This is a genomic window from Paraoerskovia marina (assembly GCF_900105445.1).
GTDB classification, from domain to species: domain Bacteria; phylum Actinomycetota; class Actinomycetes; order Actinomycetales; family Cellulomonadaceae; genus Paraoerskovia; species Paraoerskovia marina.
Genome location: NZ_LT629776.1, coordinates 2,703,028 through 2,721,292 on the forward strand (window position 1 = coordinate 2,703,028; position 18,265 = coordinate 2,721,292).

General features: G+C 71.0%; 13 protein-coding genes, 3 tRNA genes and 1 pseudogene. 3 read left to right on the top strand and 14 right to left on the bottom strand.

What is annotated here, in order from left to right; translation table 11 throughout:
• Window positions 1-9 precede the first annotated feature (9 nt).
• The 4 genes from rpmG to BLU20_RS12305 form a co-directional block, all read right to left on the bottom strand.
• Window positions 10-177: a 50S ribosomal protein L33 gene (gene rpmG / locus BLU20_RS12290; RefSeq protein ID WP_029252146.1), complete on the bottom strand. Its 168-nt coding sequence runs from the start codon at window positions 175-177 to the stop codon at window positions 10-12.
• Window positions 178-262: 85 nt separating this feature from the next.
• Window positions 263-339, bottom strand: a tRNA-Met gene (locus BLU20_RS12295).
• A gap of 62 nt (window positions 340-401) precedes the next feature.
• Window positions 402-474, bottom strand: a tRNA-Thr gene (locus BLU20_RS12300).
• Between the two features lie 130 nt (window positions 475-604).
• Window positions 605-686, bottom strand: a tRNA-Tyr gene (locus BLU20_RS12305).
• 122 nt (window positions 687-808) lie between these two features.
• On the opposite strand from BLU20_RS12305, the gene rarD reads away from it, so the two are divergent.
• Both rarD and BLU20_RS12315 read left to right on the top strand, forming a co-directional pair.
• On the top strand, window positions 809-1,819 hold the full coding sequence (rarD, locus tag BLU20_RS12310; protein ID WP_083372686.1) for an EamA family transporter RarD: 1,011 nt from the start codon (window positions 809-811) through the stop codon (window positions 1,817-1,819).
• Complete coding sequence (locus BLU20_RS12315) at window positions 1,812-2,309, top strand: YajQ family cyclic di-GMP-binding protein (RefSeq protein ID WP_029252144.1); 498 nt, start codon at window positions 1,812-1,814, stop codon at window positions 2,307-2,309. The genes rarD and BLU20_RS12315 overlap by 8 nt, the downstream gene beginning before the upstream one ends.
• On the opposite strand, the gene BLU20_RS12320 is transcribed toward BLU20_RS12315, so the two are convergent.
• Window positions 2,300-3,058, bottom strand: coding sequence for a potassium channel family protein (locus BLU20_RS12320; protein WP_157270468.1), 759 nt, complete (start codon window positions 3,056-3,058; stop codon window positions 2,300-2,302). The genes BLU20_RS12315 and BLU20_RS12320 overlap by 10 nt on opposite strands.
• A gap of 78 nt (window positions 3,059-3,136) precedes the next feature.
• Here BLU20_RS12320 and BLU20_RS12325 point away from each other — a divergent pair, with 78 nt between their 5' ends.
• Window positions 3,137-4,060 carry an alpha/beta hydrolase family protein gene (locus tag BLU20_RS12325; protein WP_197675395.1) on the top strand — a complete coding sequence of 308 codons (924 nt, stop codon included), beginning with the start codon at window positions 3,137-3,139 and terminating at the stop codon, window positions 4,058-4,060.
• Here BLU20_RS12325 and htpX read toward each other — a convergent pair.
• From htpX to nuoL, 9 genes and pseudogenes are all read right to left on the bottom strand, one after another.
• Window positions 4,047-4,925 (bottom strand): zinc metalloprotease HtpX, encoded by an 879-nt coding sequence (gene htpX / locus BLU20_RS12330; RefSeq protein WP_231959217.1) that lies wholly within the window; start codon window positions 4,923-4,925, stop codon window positions 4,047-4,049. The two genes, BLU20_RS12325 and htpX, sit on opposite strands and share 14 nt — an antisense overlap.
• Window positions 4,926-5,081: 156 nt before the next feature.
• Window positions 5,082-6,467, bottom strand: coding sequence for an FAD-dependent oxidoreductase (locus tag BLU20_RS12335; protein ID WP_043109518.1), 1,386 nt, complete (start codon window positions 6,465-6,467; stop codon window positions 5,082-5,084).
• A gap of 216 nt (window positions 6,468-6,683) precedes the next feature.
• Entirely contained in the window at window positions 6,684-7,160 is a 477-nt protein-coding gene (locus tag BLU20_RS12340; RefSeq protein ID WP_083372688.1) for a hypothetical protein, read from the bottom strand.
• Window positions 7,157-11,224 carry an FtsK/SpoIIIE domain-containing protein gene (locus BLU20_RS12345; protein ID WP_083372689.1) on the bottom strand — a complete coding sequence of 1,356 codons (4,068 nt, stop codon included), beginning with the start codon at window positions 11,222-11,224 and terminating at the stop codon, window positions 7,157-7,159. Before BLU20_RS12345 ends, BLU20_RS12340 begins: the two co-directional genes overlap by 4 nt.
• Before the next feature lie 239 nt (window positions 11,225-11,463).
• Window positions 11,464-11,760 carry a WXG100 family type VII secretion target gene (locus BLU20_RS12350; RefSeq protein WP_029252137.1) on the bottom strand — a complete coding sequence of 99 codons (297 nt, stop codon included), beginning with the start codon at window positions 11,758-11,760 and terminating at the stop codon, window positions 11,464-11,466.
• A gap of 428 nt (window positions 11,761-12,188) precedes the next feature.
• A pseudogene (locus tag BLU20_RS12355) lies at window positions 12,189-12,866 on the bottom strand (polyprenyl synthetase family protein); the annotation flags it as partial.
• A gap of 74 nt (window positions 12,867-12,940) precedes the next feature.
• On the bottom strand, window positions 12,941-14,665 hold the full coding sequence (nuoN, locus tag BLU20_RS12360; protein ID WP_083372690.1) for an NADH-quinone oxidoreductase subunit NuoN: 1,725 nt from the start codon (window positions 14,663-14,665) through the stop codon (window positions 12,941-12,943).
• Window positions 14,662-16,242 (bottom strand): NADH-quinone oxidoreductase subunit M, encoded by a 1,581-nt coding sequence (locus BLU20_RS12365; RefSeq protein WP_083372691.1) that lies wholly within the window; start codon window positions 16,240-16,242, stop codon window positions 14,662-14,664. The genes nuoN and BLU20_RS12365 overlap by 4 nt, the downstream gene beginning before the upstream one ends.
• A 10-nt stretch (window positions 16,243-16,252) precedes the next feature.
• The gene (gene nuoL, locus BLU20_RS12370; RefSeq protein ID WP_083372692.1) at window positions 16,253-18,253 is read right to left on the bottom strand and encodes an NADH-quinone oxidoreductase subunit L; all 2,001 of its coding nucleotides are present in this window, start codon (window positions 18,251-18,253) and stop codon (window positions 16,253-16,255) included.
• Window positions 18,254-18,265 lie beyond the last annotated feature (12 nt).

An 18,265-nucleotide genomic window follows, 5' to 3' on the forward strand; every position in this document is an offset into this window, starting at 1 on the left:
AGTCTTCGATCAGCGGGTTTCGCGGTGCGCGGTGTGCTTGCCACAGCGCGGGCAGAACTTCGCCATCTCGAGGCGGTCCGGGTTGTTCCGGCGGTTCTTCTTCGTGATGTAGTTGCGCTCCTTGCAGTCCACGCACGCGAGCGTGATCTTGGGGCGAACGTCTGAGCTCTTTGCCACGGTAGTGCCACCTCTCGCGCCTCCGGAGGGCGCTACGTCCTATCAGGCCGTGCGACGCCGGCCGTCGCACGGTTGGGGTGATGAGTGGTAGCGGGAGCGGGACTCGAACCCGCGACACCACGATTATGAGCCGTGTGCTCTAACCACCTGAGCTACCCCGCCACGTGGGGAGATCAAGCGGTTGGGACCGCCCGAAGGCGGTCCCAACCTCTCAATCACCACAGAGCCCCGAAAGGGAATCGAACCCTTGACCTTCTCCTTACCATGGAGACGCTCTGCCGTCTGAGCTATCGGGGCAGCGCAGGAAACTCTACACGGCCTGCGGCGTGTAACGAAATCTGCGACCGCTGTGCCATCCACCACAGGAACGGGCCCTGATGACGGCTGACGAACGGGGCGACACCCAAGGCGTCGCCCCGTTCACGGGTGGCAGGTGAGGGATTCGAACCCACGAAGTCGATGACGGCTGATTTACAGTCAGCTCCCTTTGGCCGCTCGGGCAACCTGCCAGTGTGAAGTTGTGCTCGCCCACGCTCGAAGAGCGCTGCGGGAGCGACGTAAGACTACAACCAGTCCGCGTGTGAATCCAAAACGGTGGGTGCTGCGGCCCCGGGGCGCCTACGGTGTGCGGGTGACGTCCACCCCGCAGGATCCGCCGCGCGAACCCGCGGCCCCGACCCGCGCTCCCGCCGCGCCCCTCGACCGCACCGGCCTGCTCCTGGGCGTCGGTGCGTACGTGATCTGGGGCATCACACCGCTCTTCTTCCCGCTCCTGGAGCCCGCCGGCACGCTCGAGATCATCGCGCACCGGATCGTGTGGAGCCTGATCTTCTGCGTCGTCCTGCTCGCCGCCACCGGCACCCTGCGCACCCTGGGCCCCGTCGTCCGCGACAGGCGCACGCTCGGACTCGTCGCTCTCGGCGGCGTGCTCGTCGGCGTCAACTGGACCACCTACGTCTACGGCGTGCTCACCGACCGGGTGCTCGACGCCGCGCTCGGGTACTTCATCAACCCGATCCTGACGATCCTGCTCGCGGTGGTCGTCCTGCGCGAGAGGCTCCGCCCGCTGCAGTGGGCCGCGGTCGGGCTCGGGGTGCTCTCCGTCGTCGTGATCTCGACCGGCGTGGGCGGGATCCCCTGGATCGCGCTGACCGTGGCGCTCTCCTTCGCGCTCTACGGCCTGCTGAAGAACCGCACCGGGCGCAGCGTGGGCGCGCTGCCCGGCCTGGCCGTGGAGACCGCGGTGCTCACCCCCGCCGCGCTGGTCTACCTCGGCGTGCTGTTCGCCCAGGGCACCGGGACGTTCAGCACCGAGGGGGCCGGGCACGCGCTGCTCCTGATGAGCTGCGGGGTCATCACCGGGCTGCCGCTGCTCCTGTTCGGTGCCTCCGCGCGTCGGATCCCTCTCAGCGTCGTCGGCATGCTGCAGTACCTCGGGCCGCTCCTGCAGTTCGTGGTCGGCGCGTTCGTCCTGCACGAGCCGATGCCGGGCGCCCGCTGGGCCGGGTTCGTCCTCGTGTGGTGCGCGCTGATCCTCCTGACCGCCGACGCCCTGCGCGCGGCCCGCGCCACGAGACTCGCCGGGCGCACTACCGTGGGACCAGCTGACCCCGAACCCGCAGAAGGAGAAACCCATGGCTGACTCGTCGTTCGACATCGTGAGCAAGGTCGACCGCCAGGAGGTCGACAACGCCCTGAACCAGGCGGCGAAGGAGATCGCGCAGCGCTACGACTTCAAGGGAGTCGGCGCCTCGATCGCGTGGAGCGGCGACGACGCGATCGTCATCACCGCCAACTCCTCCGAGCGCGTGCTGGCCGCCCTCGACGTCTTCCAGTCCAAGCTCATCAAGCGCGGCGTCTCCCTCAAGGCCTTCGACACCGGCGAGAACGAGCCCCAGGCCTCGGGCAAGGAGTACCGCCTGGCCGGGTCCCTGAAGGAAGGGCTCGCCGGCGAGAACGCCAAGAAGGTGACGAAGCTCATCCGCGAGGAGGGCCCCAAGGGCGTCAAGACGCAGATCACGGGCGACGAGGTGCGTGCCACCTCCAAGTCCCGCGACGACCTGCAGGCCGTCCAGGCGCTCCTCAAGGGCGCCGACCTCGACGTCGCGCTCCAGTTCGTCAACTACCGCTGACCCTCCGCCGCCCCGCCCTCGCCCGCGGGCGGGGCGGCGCCGGCAGCGGTGAGCTCGGCCCGCAGCGAGCGGATCTCGTCCCGGAGCTCGCGCACCTCGGCCCGGGTCGCCGCACCGTCCTCCTCCCCCATCTCGGCCACCTGGTCGGTCAGCCACGACGCCAACGTCGCGGTCACGACACCGAGCAGCGTGATCCCCATCGCCATCAGGACGACCGCGACGCACCGACCCGTCGCCGTCACCGGGTACTCGTCGCCGTACCCGACCGTGGTCATCGTGACCACGGCCCACCAGATGCCGTCACCGACGTGCTCGATCGTGGATCCGTCGACGCCTCGCTCGGTGTCCGTGATGGCGAGCCCGCCGACCAGGATCAGCAACGACGTCGCCCCCACGGCATACGTCACCACCCGCCCGCGCAGGCCGTCCGCCGTCGTCCGGTCCAGGACCCGCAGCAGCGTCAGGAGGCGCAGCAGGCGCAACGGCCGGAGCATCGGGAGCACCAGGATCGCCAGGTCGAAGAGGTTGTGGCGAACGAATCCCCGGCGGTCGGCGCTGAGAAGGAGTCGGCCCACGTAGTCGACGCCGAAGAGCACCCACGTCGTCGTGATCAGCACCTCGCACAGCACGGCGGTCTGGGGCGAGACGTCCGGCCAGACGATCGGCACGGCGTACGCCACGAGAAACACCACGGCGAGGCCGATCAAGGGCCACTCGGCCTTCTTCTCCCACATCTGCACGCGATCCATGGGCGACCATGGTGCCAGGTCGTCCCCAGCCCACGGACCGCGGCCGCCGTCGCGCTCCGGACGAGGCACGATGGGGGCGTGAGCCGAAGCCGTCCGCCCGCCGCCCGAGCCCTGACCGTCGCGGCCCTCGTCGCGTGCCTCCCGACCGCCTGCTCCGCGCCGACGTCCACGGAACCGGACCGGGCGCCGACCGGACCGACCGTGTCGACGGTGGCCTACGGAGACGACTCTCACCAGGTGGCGGACCTCCACCTGCCCGACGAGCGCTCGAACGGCCCGACCCCCGTCGTGGTCCTGATCCACGGCGGCTACTGGCGCAGCGGCTACGACCGGTCGCTCGAGACCGCGCTCGCCGACGAACTCGTGAGCGACGGGTACGTCGTCTGGAACGTCGAGTACCGGGCCGCGGACGACCCGGGCGGCGGCTGGCCGGGCACGTACGACGACGTCGCGGCCGCGGTCGACATTCTTCCGTCGGCCCTGGAGACCGCGGGCGTCGACGCCGGGCCGGTCGCCGTCGTCGGGCACTCGGCCGGGGGGACGCTCGCGCTGTGGCTCGGGGCACGGGGCGGGCTCGCCGACGGCGCGGTCGGCTCCGACCCGAGACTCGTTCCCGACGCCGTGGTCTCCCAGGCCGGCGTCAACGACCTCGAGCGAGCCAGCGCGACCGGTGCCGGGGGCGGGGCCGTCGACGCGCTGCTCGGTGGCCGTCCCGACGAGGTGCCCGAGCGCTACGCGGTCGCGTCGCCGATCCGGCGGGTGCCGCTGGGGGTCGACACGCTCGTGCTCACCGGAGCGCTCGACGCGACGGTCCCGGTGGAACAGACGACCCTCTACGGCGACGCGGCCGAGGCCGCCGGGGACACCGTGACGACGCTGACGGTCGACGGCGAGGACCACTTCGCACACCTCGATCCCACGTCCGACTCGTGGGCGGCGGTCCGCACGTACCTCGCGTCAACCGTCGGGCCGACCCGGGCGGACGACGTCAGTAGCGGATGATCCCGTCCTGGGTCCCGGCCTGACGCTGCAGGCGTTCGATCCTGTCCTTCATCGGCGGGTGCGTCGCGAACATCTTCGCCATGCCCCCGCCCGAGAACGGGTTTGCGATCATCATGTGCGCGGCGTCGACCGTGTCACGGGTCTGCGGGAGCGGAGCGCGCTGCGTGCCGCTCTCGAGCTTCGCCAGCGCCGACGCCAGCGCCAGCGGGTCGCCGGTCAGCGTCGCGCCGTCCTCGTCCGCGTCGTACTCACGCGTCCGGCTGATCGCCAGCTTGATCAGCATCGCGGCGAACGGCGCGAGGATCGCCATCGCGATCGCCGCGAGCGGGTTGCCGCCGCGGTCCCGGTCCCCGCCGAAGATGAGGAGGAACTGCGCGAGAGAGGTCACCAGGCCGGCGATCGCGCCGGCCACCGAGGACGTGAGGATGTCCCGGTTGTAGACGTGCATCAGCTCGTGGCCCAGCACGCCCCGCAGCTCGCGCTCGTCGAGCAGCGTCAGGATGCCCTCCGTGCAGCACACCGCCGCGTTCTTGGGGTTGCGCCCCGTGGCGAACGCGTTCGGCGCCGCCGTGGGCGAGACGTACAGGCGCGGCATCGGCTGGTCGGCCTTCGCCGAGAGCTCGCGGACGATCCGGTACATCGCAGGCTGTTCGGCCTCCGTCACCGGCCGGGCGTGCATCGCCCGGATCGCCAGCTTGTCCGAGTTCCAGTACCCGTACGCCGTACTGCCGACTCCGAGGAGTGCGAAGATCCAGAGAGTCCCCGGGTCCTGCCCGAACAGCGCCCAGATGCCCAGGAGGACCGCCCAGAGCGCCCCGAACAGCGCCGCGGTCTTGAGTCCGTTGAAATGATGGTGACGAGGCACGCGCTTCCCTTCTCGACCGTGAGTGACCAGGATATCTGTGTGCGCTGGGAAGGAACTGGGCGCCCGCTGCATCGTCGGGCCGACGACTCCGGGAACGCCGAAGGCCGCGGGCCCGGGGCACGCTCGCCCCTGGACCCGCGGCCTTCGACCGGAGGACTAGTTCGTCGCGGACTGCCCGCGCACGATGGAGAGCATCTCCTCGCGCGGGACGACCTTGATGCGCTCGCGTCCGTGAGGCTCCCCGAGCGAGCGCTCGTGCGCGTCGAGGAGCTGCCAGCCGGACCACTCCACGTACTCGACGCCGCGCTCGGCGAGGAACTCGAGGATCGCGTCGGGCTCGCCGTGCTCGGCGGTCCGTCCCTCGGCGGGAGCCTCGGTGATGTCCTCCACCAGGTGCCGGATCGTCTCCGACGCGTCCGACTTGGTCGACCCGATCAGACCGATCGGACCACGCTTGATCCATCCGGTCGCGTAGACCCCGGGGACCTGCTCGCCGTCGATGTCGATGACGCGGCCCTCACGGTTGGAGATCACGCCCTTGAGATCGTCGAACGGGATCTCGGGCAGCGGCGATCCGAAGTAGCCCACCGCGCGGTACACCGACTGAACCGGCCAGTCGTGGAACTCGCCCGTTCCCTTGACCGTGCCGTCACCCTGGAGCTCCGTGCGCTCGGTCCGGACGCCGACGACCTTCCCGTCCTCACCGAGGATCTCGTGCGGGGCGTGCAGGAAGTGCAGGTGCAGGCGGCGCGAGGCGGTGAACTCTTCGGGGTCCTTCAGCGTCCAGTCGGTCAGGGTCTTGACGACCTGCTTGGTCTGGTTCGACGACCCGATGGCGGCCATGGAGCCTTCGTCGAACTCGAAGTCCTCCGGGTAGACGATGACGTCGACGTCCGGGACGTGCCCGAGCTCACGGAGCTCGAGCGGAGAGAACTTGACCTGAGCGGGCCCGCGGCGCGCGAACAGGTGCACGTCCGTGACGGTCGACGACTTCAGCGTCTCGTACACGTTGGCGGGGATCTCGGTCGGCAGCAGGTCGTCCGCGTGCTTGGCGAGGACGCGCGCGACGTCGAGCGCCACGTTCCCGGCACCGATCACCGCGACCTGCTCGCCCTGCAGCGGCCACTCGCGCGAGACGTCCGGGTGCCCGTCGTACCAGGACACGAAGTCGGCCGCGCCGTGCGAGCCCTCGAGGTCGATGCCCGGGATCGTCAGGTCCGCGTCGCGGATCGCACCCGTGGAGAAGATCACCGCGTCGTAGTACTGGCGCAGGTCGTCCAGCTTCACGTCGACTCCGTAGTCGACGTTGGCGATGAGGCGCACGTCGCCGCGGTCGAGGACCCGGTGCAGCGCCGTGATGATCTGCTTGATGCGCGGGTGGTCAGGCGCCACGCCGTAACGGACCAGGCCGAACGGCGCCGGGAGGCGCTCGAAGAGGTCGATGCTCACGTCGACGTCGGTCTTCGACAGGATGTCCGAGGCATAGATGCCTGCGGGGCCCGCGCCGACGACGGCGACGCGAAGAGGACGGTTACTACTCACGGTGACGTGCACCTTCCGGATCGAGTACTCACGAGGTGGGGCAGGCGGTGCTCACCGCGCCGGCCCGTCGATGCCCCCGCTCACCGCGCTGGTCGCACGGGCACGGCGGGGCTCGACCTCGATCGTACAACTGACGTTAGCCAAGCCTCACTCTTCCAGCGTACCCGCGCACCGTCGAGGCCTGTTCGTCCGATGGGCGAATGTAACGCGGTGTCCTCAGTCCGCGGCCAGGAGGACCACCGAGTCCTGCATCGCCCGGATCTCCGGGGCGACCAGGGTCGCCTGCGCGGCCGTGCACGACCCCATCAGCTGCACCAGGTCTCGCACACCGGCCCGCTGCTGCACGAGCGCGTAGCGGATCAGCTGCAGGAACGCTCCTCCTCCGGCGGGGTTGCGCACCTGCGCCTCGAGGCGGAATCCGTCGAATCCCGACACGGGGTCGGCGTCGCGCACCAGCTCGCGGTAGCCCGGCAGCTTTTCGAGAGCTCCCGCGATCTTCATGGCTGCCTCGTCCAACGTCTCCCAGTCGCGCAGACGCGTGACAACCACCTCGAGCTTGGCGCCCCCGTCGTCCGATCGCTCCATCGTCATGGCCGGGCCGAGGCCGTGGCGTGGCTGCCACCCGTCCTCGGCCGTGAGCTCGACGGACGGGGGCCCGGGGAAGTCCGGGCCGGGGTACGTGTAGGTCGTCATCCCTCCATGATGCCTGCCGTCACGGCGTTCTCCCGCACGACCGAGTGCTCGGACGGTGGCGAGAGCAGGGGGACCTGCACGGTGGTCACCCGCCGACGCTCGACCCAGGTCCCCCGACCCGGCGGCAGCGGAGTCCGCGGTCCCCTGGGCAGCGAGGTACGCAGGATCGTGTCCCCGTCGGCAGGATCTGGCTGAAGAAGCAGTCCACGACGTGCACGCCGGACCTGGGCGATCAGGGGCCAGGACGCCGCCCACGCACTCGTGTCGGCCTCGGCGACCACAAGATGCCGTCCGCGCCGCAGCGCTGCGACGGCCTGCACCAGGGCTGCGTCCGCGGGAGTCTGCAGGTACTCGTCGAGCCCCTCGACGACCAGGGCGACAGGCCCCTCGGAGGCGCGTGCGACCAGGTCCTGCACGGCGGGCAGCACGTCGGACGGGTCGGCGACCTCGATGTCCCACCGCGCAGCGCCTGCCACGACCGAGCCCGTCGGACCGACGCGCACGGTGTGGACGTCCGCCCCGATCTGCCCCGCGATCCACCCGACCGCGTTGGAGCGGCCACCGCCGGGCGGGCCCGCGACCACCATCGTCCCGACGAGCTCGACGGGGACGGGTTCGAGGTCGACCCCGAGCCCCCACCAACCCGACGTGCCGGACGCCGGTGGCAGGGTCGACGGTTCGACGACCGCGGGCAGGACCCGCAGAGCCGGTGCCGTGGTCGACGACCCCGCTGCGGCGACATTCGCGACCTCGGCAGCAGCACCGGGGACGCCGCCAGCCACGGCAACCTGCAGCGTGACACCGTCGAGCACGCCCCGCCCTGCGGGCGCCCCGGCCTCGGGAACGTCCGCGGAGGCCAGCAGCCCTTCCTCGGCCGACCGCAGCCGCAGCACACGAGGAACCAGCGACCGCGCCCACGTGGGGATCGCCGCCAACCGGTCCGCCGACAGCACGACGTGCAGCCCGACCGCGCGTCCCTCCGCGAGCAGGTCGCGCAGCACGTCGAGCCATCGGCTCCTCCCGGACGCCTCCGCCTCCTCGCGGAAGGTCCCGAAGCCGTCGACGAGGACGAGAACCCGGGGGCCGGGCACCGGCCGACCCTCGGCGCGGGCCTCCGACCGGACGGCGAGATCCCGCGACAGAGTCCTCCACAGCGCCTCGACCCGGTCGACGTCATCGTCCGGGACGACAGCCGCGACGTGGTCGAGACGCTCGAGCGGCCGAAGGTCCCCGGCCGCGGCATCAAGCGCGTAGACGTGCGTCTCCGGTCCCGAGGCGGCGGACGCCGCCAGAGTCCTCAGCACCGTCGACCGACCGGATCCGCCGGTGCCGAGCACCACGAGGTGGCCGTCGACCGCCGGCAGGAAGAGGGCCGGCTCCTGCACCTGCCGGTCCGGGTGGTCGGCCAGGCCCACGACGAGCGCGTCCCGCGACGCGGGCCCCAGGTCCGCGAGCGCCACGACGTCCGGCAGCTCGGCGACCCACGGGCGTCGAGGCACGGCGCGCCCGGTCCGGTCGAACGCCGTCCGGGCGACGGCGACGAGGCGCTGCAGATCGGTGTCGCCGGGGTCCGCGTCGGGGATCGCGACGTGCGGGCGTTCCCAGGGCACGGGTGTGCCCAACCGTCGGGTGGCGACCTCGACACCGTCTCGCTCGGGGGTTCGTCGGGTCCACCCGCCGGCATAGGCGGCCTGGAAGCCACGGGTGCGGCCGGGGCCGGTCGAGAGCACGGCCCGCCCCGGCGTCGCGGGATCGAGATGGGCCGCGTCGGGGACGCCGACGACGTCGGTGGAGTCTGCCGGATCGGCCATCCGCAGGGCGACGCGCAGTGCCGTGTTCGCACGGAGGTTGTCCCTCACGACACCGGCAGGTCGCTGCGTGGCGAGGATGAGGTGGATGCCGAGGGATCGTCCGCGCTGGGCGATGTCCACCATGCCGTCGACAAACTCGGGGACGTCGCCGACGAGCGCGGCGAACTCGTCGACGACGATGACCAGCGCCGGAGGAGCGGTGCCGTCGCCCCGACGTTCGAGCTCGACGAGATCCTTGGCCCCGGCGCGGTGGAGGAACTGCTCGCGGTGGACGATCTCGGCACGCAGGCTGGTCAGCGCCCGTTGGACGAGCCGCGGGGTGAGGTCGGTGACGATACCGACGCAGTGCGGCAGCCGGGTGCACTCGGCGAAGGCAGACCCGCCCTTGTAGTCGACGAAGAGGAACGTCACGTCGTCCGGGCCGACCGCGGTCGCGAGACCGAGGACCCACGCCTGGAGGAACTCGGACTTCCCCGCCCCGGACGTGCCGCCGACGAGGGCGTGCGGCCCGTCCACGCGCAGGTCCAGCACGGCGGGGTCCCGTCCGGCCGACCCGACGACGGCCGTGAGCCGCCGCGCTCTCCCGAGCCCGGGCCGGTTCTCGTCCCATCGACCGGAGATCACGGACGGGTCCTCGGCGGTCTCGGGGCCCAGGAGGTCGAGAAGCGAGACGGAGCGTGGGAGGTCGGTCGCGTCCTCGACGACGCAGCCGGCGTCCTCCACGGGGGCCATGCGGCGCGCGTACTCGACGGCCTCGGCCGGGCCCGTGCGCTCCGGGACGAGATCGTCCACCCGGACCCCGGAGCGGACGAGTCCCGCCCGCGGTCGGTCACCGCACTCGACGTACGTCCGGCAGGCCGCAGGCAGGACCTCGACCGTCGGTGCCACCCAGAGCACGAACACCCCGGCGTCGGGCCCACGCTCGGCGATCTGGACCAGCCGAGCCCGGTCGGTGGGAGCCCCCTCGGTGACGACCAGGACCACAGCAGGGAGGCAGACCTGGTCGCGCCGGCTGCCGGACGACGTCCCGACGTCCCCGCCCCGGTCGAGCGCGGCGTCGTCCACGCCGAGCTCGCCCCGACGACGCGGCCCGCCGCTCGGCATCCGCTGGGCGATGAGCCGCTCGAGGTCCTCGACGAGCGCGTCTGCGCTGCGTCGCTCGTCAGCGAGCTGCGGCACCGTGAGGGGTCCGTGCGGCCCGCCGGTGTGCGGCAGCCACGTCAGCCACTGCAGGTCCGCGGCACGCTCGGGCGCCACGAGCGCGGCCACGGCCACCTCGGCGGGCGAGTGCAGAGCCGTCAGCTGGACCACGAGCGCGTCGAGGGTCGGACCGACCGCACGGTCGTCCCCGGCCACGCCGATCGCACCCGCGTCGGGCAGCGACTCGACGACGGGGACGGCCGTGAGCGTTCGGTGGGGTTCGAGCACCTCGGCGACCGCGTCCGCGAAGACCTTCTCGTCGATCGTGGAGGGCTCGTCCACGGTGCAGCGCGACGGCATGGTTCCCGTGCCGAGGCGCACGAGGAGGAAGTTCCAGTGTTCCGGGCGACGAGACCACAGCCCCGGCCCACGCTCCAGGGCCTGGCCACGGACCTGGTCCGTCGGCGGAGCCTCGAGCTCGCGGACCCTGCGCTCGTCCTGCTGCTCCTCCACGAGGCGCTCGGCCAGCCCGTCGAGGCGCTCGGTGAACCGCGCGACGTCGCGTGCCCTGCGGCGACGACGACGGCGGCGTTGCGTGACGTAGTTGCCGACGATCATCACGGGGGTGAGCAGCACGATGACCAACGACAACGGCGAACCCGTGATCGAGTACATCGCGCTCCCCATGAGGATCGGTGCGATCAACGCGATCACCGGGAAGTCCGGGGGGTCCTGCTCGACGGGAACCGTCGGGACGTCGAGCGTGATCCCGGCATAGCGGTCCTGGACGCGCGGCGACCGGTTGAAGGGCACCGGCCCGAATCGGCCCGCGCCGTGCTCGGGGTAGGTCGTCCCGTCGGTCGGAACCGGCGTCGGGGCGACGACGGCACCGGACCCGATCCACCCGTCGCCGAGCACGGCCTGCGGGTCGAGGACGGCAGGGTCGGGTACGCCCGGACGATCGACCTTGACGGTCCACCGGCTGCGCGGCGGGAGCATATCGACGCCCGCAAGCGCCTCGGCCAGCTCTCCCACGGAGGTCGCGGCGTCAGCCGTGACTGTCACGTCCTCGCGCGTCGTGTCGGGACGAACCAGGGTCAGCTTGATCCTCACCGTGCCTCACCCTCGGCGGCACGGTCAGTCCTCGGACGACCGGACGTCGTCATGCGCTTCCCCCTCCACGGCACCCCGTGCGGGTCCGTGCCCTCGACGCTAGCGAGCCGAGCGTGGCCGGCGCGACCGCCGGTCGGGAACCTGTGGACAGCCGGCTGACCGCCGCGGGCGGAGTCCCTCTGGACGCCAGCAGGGCCGGGGCGCACCGCCCCGGCCCTGCTCGTCGTCGTGCGCTCTCGTCAGTTGCGGAGACCGCTGGCCAGCTGTGTGTCGACGTCCTCGAGGGTCTGTGCGGCCTGGTCGAGGAACTGGGCCATGCCCTCGATACCGTTCACGGCCTGCTGGGTTCCCGAGGTGAACTCCTCGTACGAGGTCTGAAAGGCACCCGAGGCCTGGTCGGTCACGAAGCCGCTGGCGACGAGGTTGCCCACCTGGGTCTGCAGCGAGGTCAGCGTGTCGAGCAGCTCCTGCTGCCCGGTCCGCAGCTGCGTCGCCTGGGTGCGCATCTCCTCGTACGTCACGTTCATGTTGGCCATGCGGTGCACTCCTCTGTGTCTTGGCCGGCCCCCTCGGCCGAACCCGTTGCTTCCAGAGTAGTGATCAACAGGCACACATCCTGCCCGTTCGGCGGCCCTGTGGACAACCCCGTCCCGACGGCAGCCGGGGCTCCGTGCGGAGTGCGTCGGTGAGACGGCGCTCAGGCGGCGCGGTCCGCGAGCGCGGACGCGAAGGCCTCCATCGCGGCCTTGACGCGGCCCTCGGGCAGCGGGGCGAGCTCGCGCACGGCATCCTGCGCCCAGCCGACGGCCAGGGTGCGCGTCCGGGCGAGAACCTCGTGGGCGCGGAGACGCTCGACCACGTCCGCGAGCGCTTCGTCGCTGCTCAGGTCGCCGTCGAGGGCCGCGAGCAGCGCGACGTCGTCGGGTCCTCCTTGACCCTCGGCCACCAGGCGACGCAGGAGCAGGACCGGCATCGTGGGGACGTGCTCGCGCAGGTCGGTTCCCTGGGTCTTGCCGGACTCCTCGCCCGAGGAGGTCAGGTCGAGGACGTCGTCGGCGAGCTGGAAGGCGACGCCGAGACGTTCGCCGTACGCCGCCACGCACTCCACGGTCTCGTCGGCACATCCGGCGAACATCGCGCCCAGACGGGCCGAGGTCGCCAGGAGCGACGCGGTCTTGTCCGCGAGCACCTGGATGTAGTGCTCGACGGCGTCGTCGCCCTCCCCCGGGCCCACCGTCTCGTGGAGCTGTCCGAGGCAGAGTCGCTCGAACGTGGCGGACTGGATGAGCACCGCCTCCGGTCCCAGCCCGGCGATCGTGCGCGAGGCCCGGGCGAAGAGCAGGTCCCCCACGAGGATTGCGACGCTGTTGCCCCAGACCTCGTGCGCCGACGGCGCCCCGCGGCGCACGGGCGCGGAGTCCATCACGTCGTCGTGGTACAGGGTCGCGAGGTGCGTGAGCTCGACGCCGACCGCGGCGTCGAGGACCTCGTCCGGCGAGGAGTCCCCCAGCTCGGCGGCGAGCAGCGCGAGCATCGGCCGGAGCCGCTTGCCCCCGGCGTCGACGAGATGGCGGGAGGCGGTGTCGGCGAGCCGGTCGGCCTGCGTGACCGAGTCGCGCAGGCGTTCCTCGACGGACTCCATGCGCGCGCCGATGCGACCGGCGAGCTCGGAGTCGGCGAGCGGGAACGCCCCGGTCGTGGGAGGAGGTACAGACGTCACGGGACGAACTTAGCCGCCTGAGCCACCAGATCGAGAACCGGCGACGGAAACACGCCCAGGAAGATCACGGCCACGGCACAGACGACGACGGTCACGCCCGCCGGTCCTCCCATCCCCAGCACCTTCACGGGCGCGTGGTCCGTGGACTCCTCGTCCGGCGTCGTGAAGTAGAACAGCACGATGATCCGCACGTAGAAGAAGACCGCGACGACCGAGGTCAGGACACCGATCACGGCGAGCCAGGTGGCCCCCGAGGCGATGCCCGCCTGGAAGGACGTGTACTTGGCGATGAAGCCGCCCGTGAGCGGAATCCCCGCCAGGGACAGCAGGAACAGCGAGTACGCGGCCGCGAGCCACGGGCTGCGGCGACCGAGGCCGGCCCACTGCGCCATGTGCGTCGCCTCGCCGAGGATCGGCGTGGACTCGCGCACGTCCTCCTGACGCTCCTCCCCGCCGAGCTCTGCCGTGCCGCCATCGACCCCCGCGCCGGCGGTCGTCGCGAGCACGGGTGCCGCGGTCGTCTCGCGGACGAGCGTGATCGCCGCGAAGGCACCGAGCGTCGCGACGCCGTAGGCCAGCAGGTAGAAGAGGGTCGAGCGGACCCCGAGACCGGAGAACCCGCGGATGTCCGCGGAGAGGAAGAGTCCGACGACCCCGATGAGGATGAAGCCCGTGTGGGCGATCGCGGAGTACCCCAGCATGCGCTTCATGTCCGTCTGGGGGATGGCCACCAGCGTGCCGACCAGCATGGACAGGATCGCCACGATCCACAGCGCGACCTCGAAGCCCTGCGCCAACGCCGCGGACTGGATGCCGAGCGTGGGGGCGACGACCACGACGATGCGGACGAGCGCTCCGAACGCGGCCGCCTTGGTGCAGGCGGCCATGAAGGCGCTCACCGGCGTCGGTGCACCCTTGTAGACGTCCGGCACCCACACGTGGAACGGCGCCGCGCCGACCTTGAAGAGGATCCCGACGATCACCATGATCAGACCGACCATCAGGAGTCCGCCCACGGCGGTCTCGTCCCCGCGGGCGATCGACATGCGGATCTCCGCCAGGTCGACCGACGCGGTGGCGCCGTACATCAGCGCCACACCGAACAGGAAGATGGCCGACGCGAACGCGCCGAGCAGGAAGTACTTGAACCCCGCCTCCTGGCTCAGCAGGCGTCGACGACGCGCGAGCGCCGACAGGACGTAGAGCGGGAGCGAGAGCACCTCGAGGGCGACGAACATCATCAGCAGGTTGCTCGTCGACGCGAAGATCATCATCCCGCCGAGGGAGCACAGCAGGAGCGGGAAGGCCTCCGTCTGCCGGACGCCCTGGGCCCGTGCGAGGTCCTCGTACGCGGAGCCCGGGACGGCGGCCGCGGCCGGGGCGAACGCGTCGTCGCCCGACGAGCGGTCGGCGAAGAGCAGGAGGGAGAAGATCCCGAGAACGAGGAGTATCGCCTGCACGGCCAGGGCGAACGGGTCGACGAGCACGGTGCCGCCCACGATCCGCACCCCGCCCGACTCCTGGACCCCGGGCCACAGCACGACGACGGCGGTGAGCGCGGCCGCGATCCCGAGCGCCGTCACGACGAGCTGGACGACGCGTCGGCTCCGCGCGGGGACGAACGCCTCGACGAGCACGCCCAGGACACCGGCGCCGAGCACCGCGATGATCGGGGCGAGGTGGGCCCAGTCGATCGTCGGCTCGATGAAGTCCGTGGTCATGAGTCGCTCCCCTCGCCGGCCGTGGCCAGATCGTCAGCTGGTGCGGCGTCGACGACGCCGATCGCGGTCATCGTCGTCTGCGCCGGCTCGCGCACCATGTCGAGCGCCGGCGCCGGGTAGACGCCGAGGACGACCAGCCCGGCGAGCAACGGCGCGACCACCCAGCGCTCGCGCCCCGACAGGTCGGGCGTCGCCGCCAGCTCGTCGGGGACCTTGCCGGTGAACACGCGCTGGTAGGTCAGCAGGACGTAGAGCGCGGCGAGAACCACCGCGACGACCGCGAACAACGCGGCGGACCTGCTGGTGGCGAAGGTGCCGAGCAGGACCATGATCTCGCTGACGAAGGTCGAGAGGCCGGGCAGCGACAGCGCCGAGAGACCCGCGACGAGGAACGTCCCCGCGAGGACCGGTGCCACCTTCTGCAGTCCGCCGTAGTCCGCGATCCGCTGCGACCGCTCCGGGTGCCGCGCGATCAGGAAGCCCGCGAGCAGGAAGAGCGCACCCGTCGAGATCCCGTGGTTGAGCATGTAGAGGGACGAGCCCGAGATGCTCAGGGACGTGAACGAGAAGATCCCGAGCACGATGAACCCGAAGTGCGAGACCGACGTGTAGGCGATCAGACGCATGAGGTCGGACTGCCCGATCGCGAGCAGCGCGCCGTAGATGATCGAGACGACCGCGAGAACCACGATGACCGGTGCCGCCCAGACGCTCGCCGTCGGAAAGAGCGGCAGGCACAGCGCGAGCATGCCGAACGTGCCGACCTTGTCGAGCACCCCGACCAGGAGGGCCGACGTCCCCGCAGGTGCCGCCTGCGCGGCGTCGGGGAGCCAGGTGTGGACGGGGACGATCGGCGCCTTGATCGCGAAGGCGATGAAGAAGCCGAGGAAGATCAGTCGCTCGGTGCTCGTCCCCATCGGGTTCTGGGCGAGGTAGCCGGTCAGCTCGTCGATGAGGAACCCGCGCTCACCGCCGGGCCCGTTGACGTACAGCGCGATGACCGCGGCCAGCATGATCAGACCGCCGGCGAGGGAGAAGATGAGGAACTTGACCGCGGCGAACCGCCGCTGCGCCCCCGTGCCGAATCCACCGATCATGAAGTAGACGGGGATGAGCATCGCCTCGAAGACGACGTAGAACAGGAAGACGTCGCGGGCGACGAAGACCGTGACCATGAAGGCCTCGAGCAGCAGGATCAGCACCAGGTACGTCCCGGTGTGCCCGAGACCCTTCGAGCCGTCCGTGGGCAGGTTCTCGCGCCAGGCGGCGCCGATGACGAGCGGGACGAGCCCGACGGCGAGCGCGACGAGCAGCATCGAGACACCGTCGGCGCCGAGCGCCCAGCTGGTCCCGAGCTGCGGGATCCACGCGTGGGTCTCTGCGAGCTGGTGCACCTGCGACTGTCCGGTGTCGAACTGGGTCAGTGCGCCGACGAGCACCCCGACCTCCACCAGGGAGATCGCGAGCGCCACCTCGCGGACGCGCGACCGTGCCGCGGTGCGCCCCAGCGCGAGGACGACGAGGGCGCCCACCGCCGGGACGAGGACAAGGGTTGTCAGCCAGGGAAAGTCGGTCATCACGGTTACCTCAGCTCGCCAGCGCCAGGACGACGGCGACGATCACGATCAGGCCACCGAGGATGGTGGCGGCGTACGAGCGGACGAAACCGTTCTGGGCCTTGCGCCACACACGACCGACGGTGCCGAGCAGTGCGGCACCGCCCATCCACGTGCCGTCGACGACCTCCTTGTCGGAGTAGACGAGCGTGCGGGTGAGGTACTGCCCCGGCCGCATGAATACCGTCTCGTTGACTGCGTCCTGGTAGAGGTCGACCCGGGCGGCGCGGGTGAGCGCGGAGGCCGGGGGCGCCGTGACGGGCACGTCCGCCACGGCGTACTGGCGCCAGGCGAGAATCACACCACCGACGACGAGCAGCAGGGTGAGGGTGATGAGCGACCAGACCGGCAGCACCGGTTCGGCATGCTCGGCGTGGCCGGTGACGGGCTCCAGCCAGGTGACGAACGAGTCGCCCCAGGCGAGCAACCCGCCGAGGAACACGGAGCCGAAGGCTAGGACGACCATGGGCAGCGTCATGAGCAGCGGCGACTCGTGCGGGTGCTGGACCGGTCCCTGCTGCGGGCCGGTGCCGTCGACGTCCCCCGAGCCGTCGTTCCAGCGCCGCTTGCCACCGAACGTCATGAAGAAGAGGCGGGACATGTAGAAGGCGGTGATGCCGGCGCCGATCAGCGCCGTGAACCCGAAGACCCAGGCCTGCCACTCGGCCCCCTCGACGGGAACGAACGCGGCCTCGATGATCTTGTCCTTGCTCCAGAACCCGGAGAACGGCGGGATGCCGAGGATCGCGAGCCACCCGAGACCGAAGGTCACGAACGTGACCTTCATGTACCTCGAGAGTCCGCCGAACCGCCGCATGTCGACCTGATCACCCATGCCGTGCATGACCGAGCCGGCTCCGAGGAAGAGGCCAGCCTTGAAGAAGCCGTGGGTCACGAGGTGGAAGATCGCGAACGCGTAGCCGATCGGCCCCAGGCCCGCCGCGAGGATCATGTAGCCGATCTGCGACATCGTCGACGCCGCCAGCGCCTTCTTGATGTCGTCCTTCGCGCAGCCGATGATCGCTCCGAAGACGAGGGTCACCGCACCGATGATCGCGACGACCAGGCGCGCGTCGGGCGACACGTCGAAGATCGGCGCCGACCGGACCACGAGGTAGACCCCCGCGGTGACCATCGTCGCCGCGTGGATCAGCGCCGAGACGGGCGTCGGGCCGGCCATGGCGTCGCCCAACCACGCCTGCAGGGGGAACTGCGCCGACTTGCCGCAGGCCGCCAGGAGAAGCATGAGGCCGATCGCGGTGACGATCCCGAGCGAGGCAGCCGGTGCCTGCTCGTGCACGACGGCGAAGTCGAGGCTGCCGAAGGTGGCCAGCATCAGCATCATCGCGACGATCAGACCGATGTCACCGACACGGTTCATGACGAAGGCCTTCTTCGCCGCGACCGCGTTCTTGCGCTCGCGGTACCAGAACCCGATCAGCAGGTACGACGCGAGCCCCACGCCCTCCCAGCCGACGAACAGGAGCAGGTACGAGTTCGCCAGCACCAGGACGAGCATCGCGGCGACGAAGAGGTTCAGGTAGGCGAAGAACCGACGGCGGTCGTCGTCGTGCTCCATGTACGCCACCGAGTAGAGGTGGATGAGCGACCCGACGAAGGTCACGAGCAGGACGAACGTCACCGACAGGGGGTCGATCCGCAGCCCGACGCCGACGTCGAGCGTCCCGCCCGGGAGCCAGTCGTAGAGCGCCATGTCGTAGACACGTTCGCCCGCGTCGAGCCCGAGGAGCCCCACCAGCAGGACTAGACCGACCACGAACGACCCGATCGCCGTCGCGAGGCCGAGCCAGTGTCCCCACCTGTCGCTGCGACGACCCGCGAGCAGGAGCACGGCGGCGCCCACCAGCGGCAGGAGGATGACGTAGGGCGCCAGCTCGAGCGACGCCGGCACCTCGTTCGAGACTGCGGACGAGGCCGCGACGGAGGCGGCTACGGATGTCACCGTTGGCATCAGGTTCTGCCC

Bases quoted from the DNA above. Each gene is read 5' to 3' on its own strand.
- BLU20_RS12365 (WP_083372691.1), bottom strand. From the start codon at position 16,242: ATGACCGACTTTCCCTGGCTGACAACCCTTGTCCTCGTCCCGGCGGTG.
- BLU20_RS12320 (WP_157270468.1), bottom strand. From the start codon at position 3,058: ATGGATCGCGTGCAGATGTGGGAGAAGAAGGCCGAGTGGCCCTTGATC.
- BLU20_RS12350 (WP_029252137.1), bottom strand. From the start codon at position 11,760: ATGGCCAACATGAACGTGACGTACGAGGAGATGCGCACCCAGGCGACG.
- nuoN (WP_083372690.1), bottom strand. From the start codon at position 14,665: ATGACCACGGACTTCATCGAGCCGACGATCGACTGGGCCCACCTCGCC.
- BLU20_RS12315 (WP_029252144.1), top strand. From the start codon at position 1,812: ATGGCTGACTCGTCGTTCGACATCGTGAGCAAGGTCGACCGCCAGGAG.
- nuoL (WP_083372692.1), bottom strand. From the start codon at position 18,253: ATGCCAACGGTGACATCCGTAGCCGCCTCCGTCGCGGCCTCGTCCGCA.
- BLU20_RS12340 (WP_083372688.1), bottom strand. From the start codon at position 7,160: ATGACGACCTACACGTACCCCGGCCCGGACTTCCCCGGGCCCCCGTCC.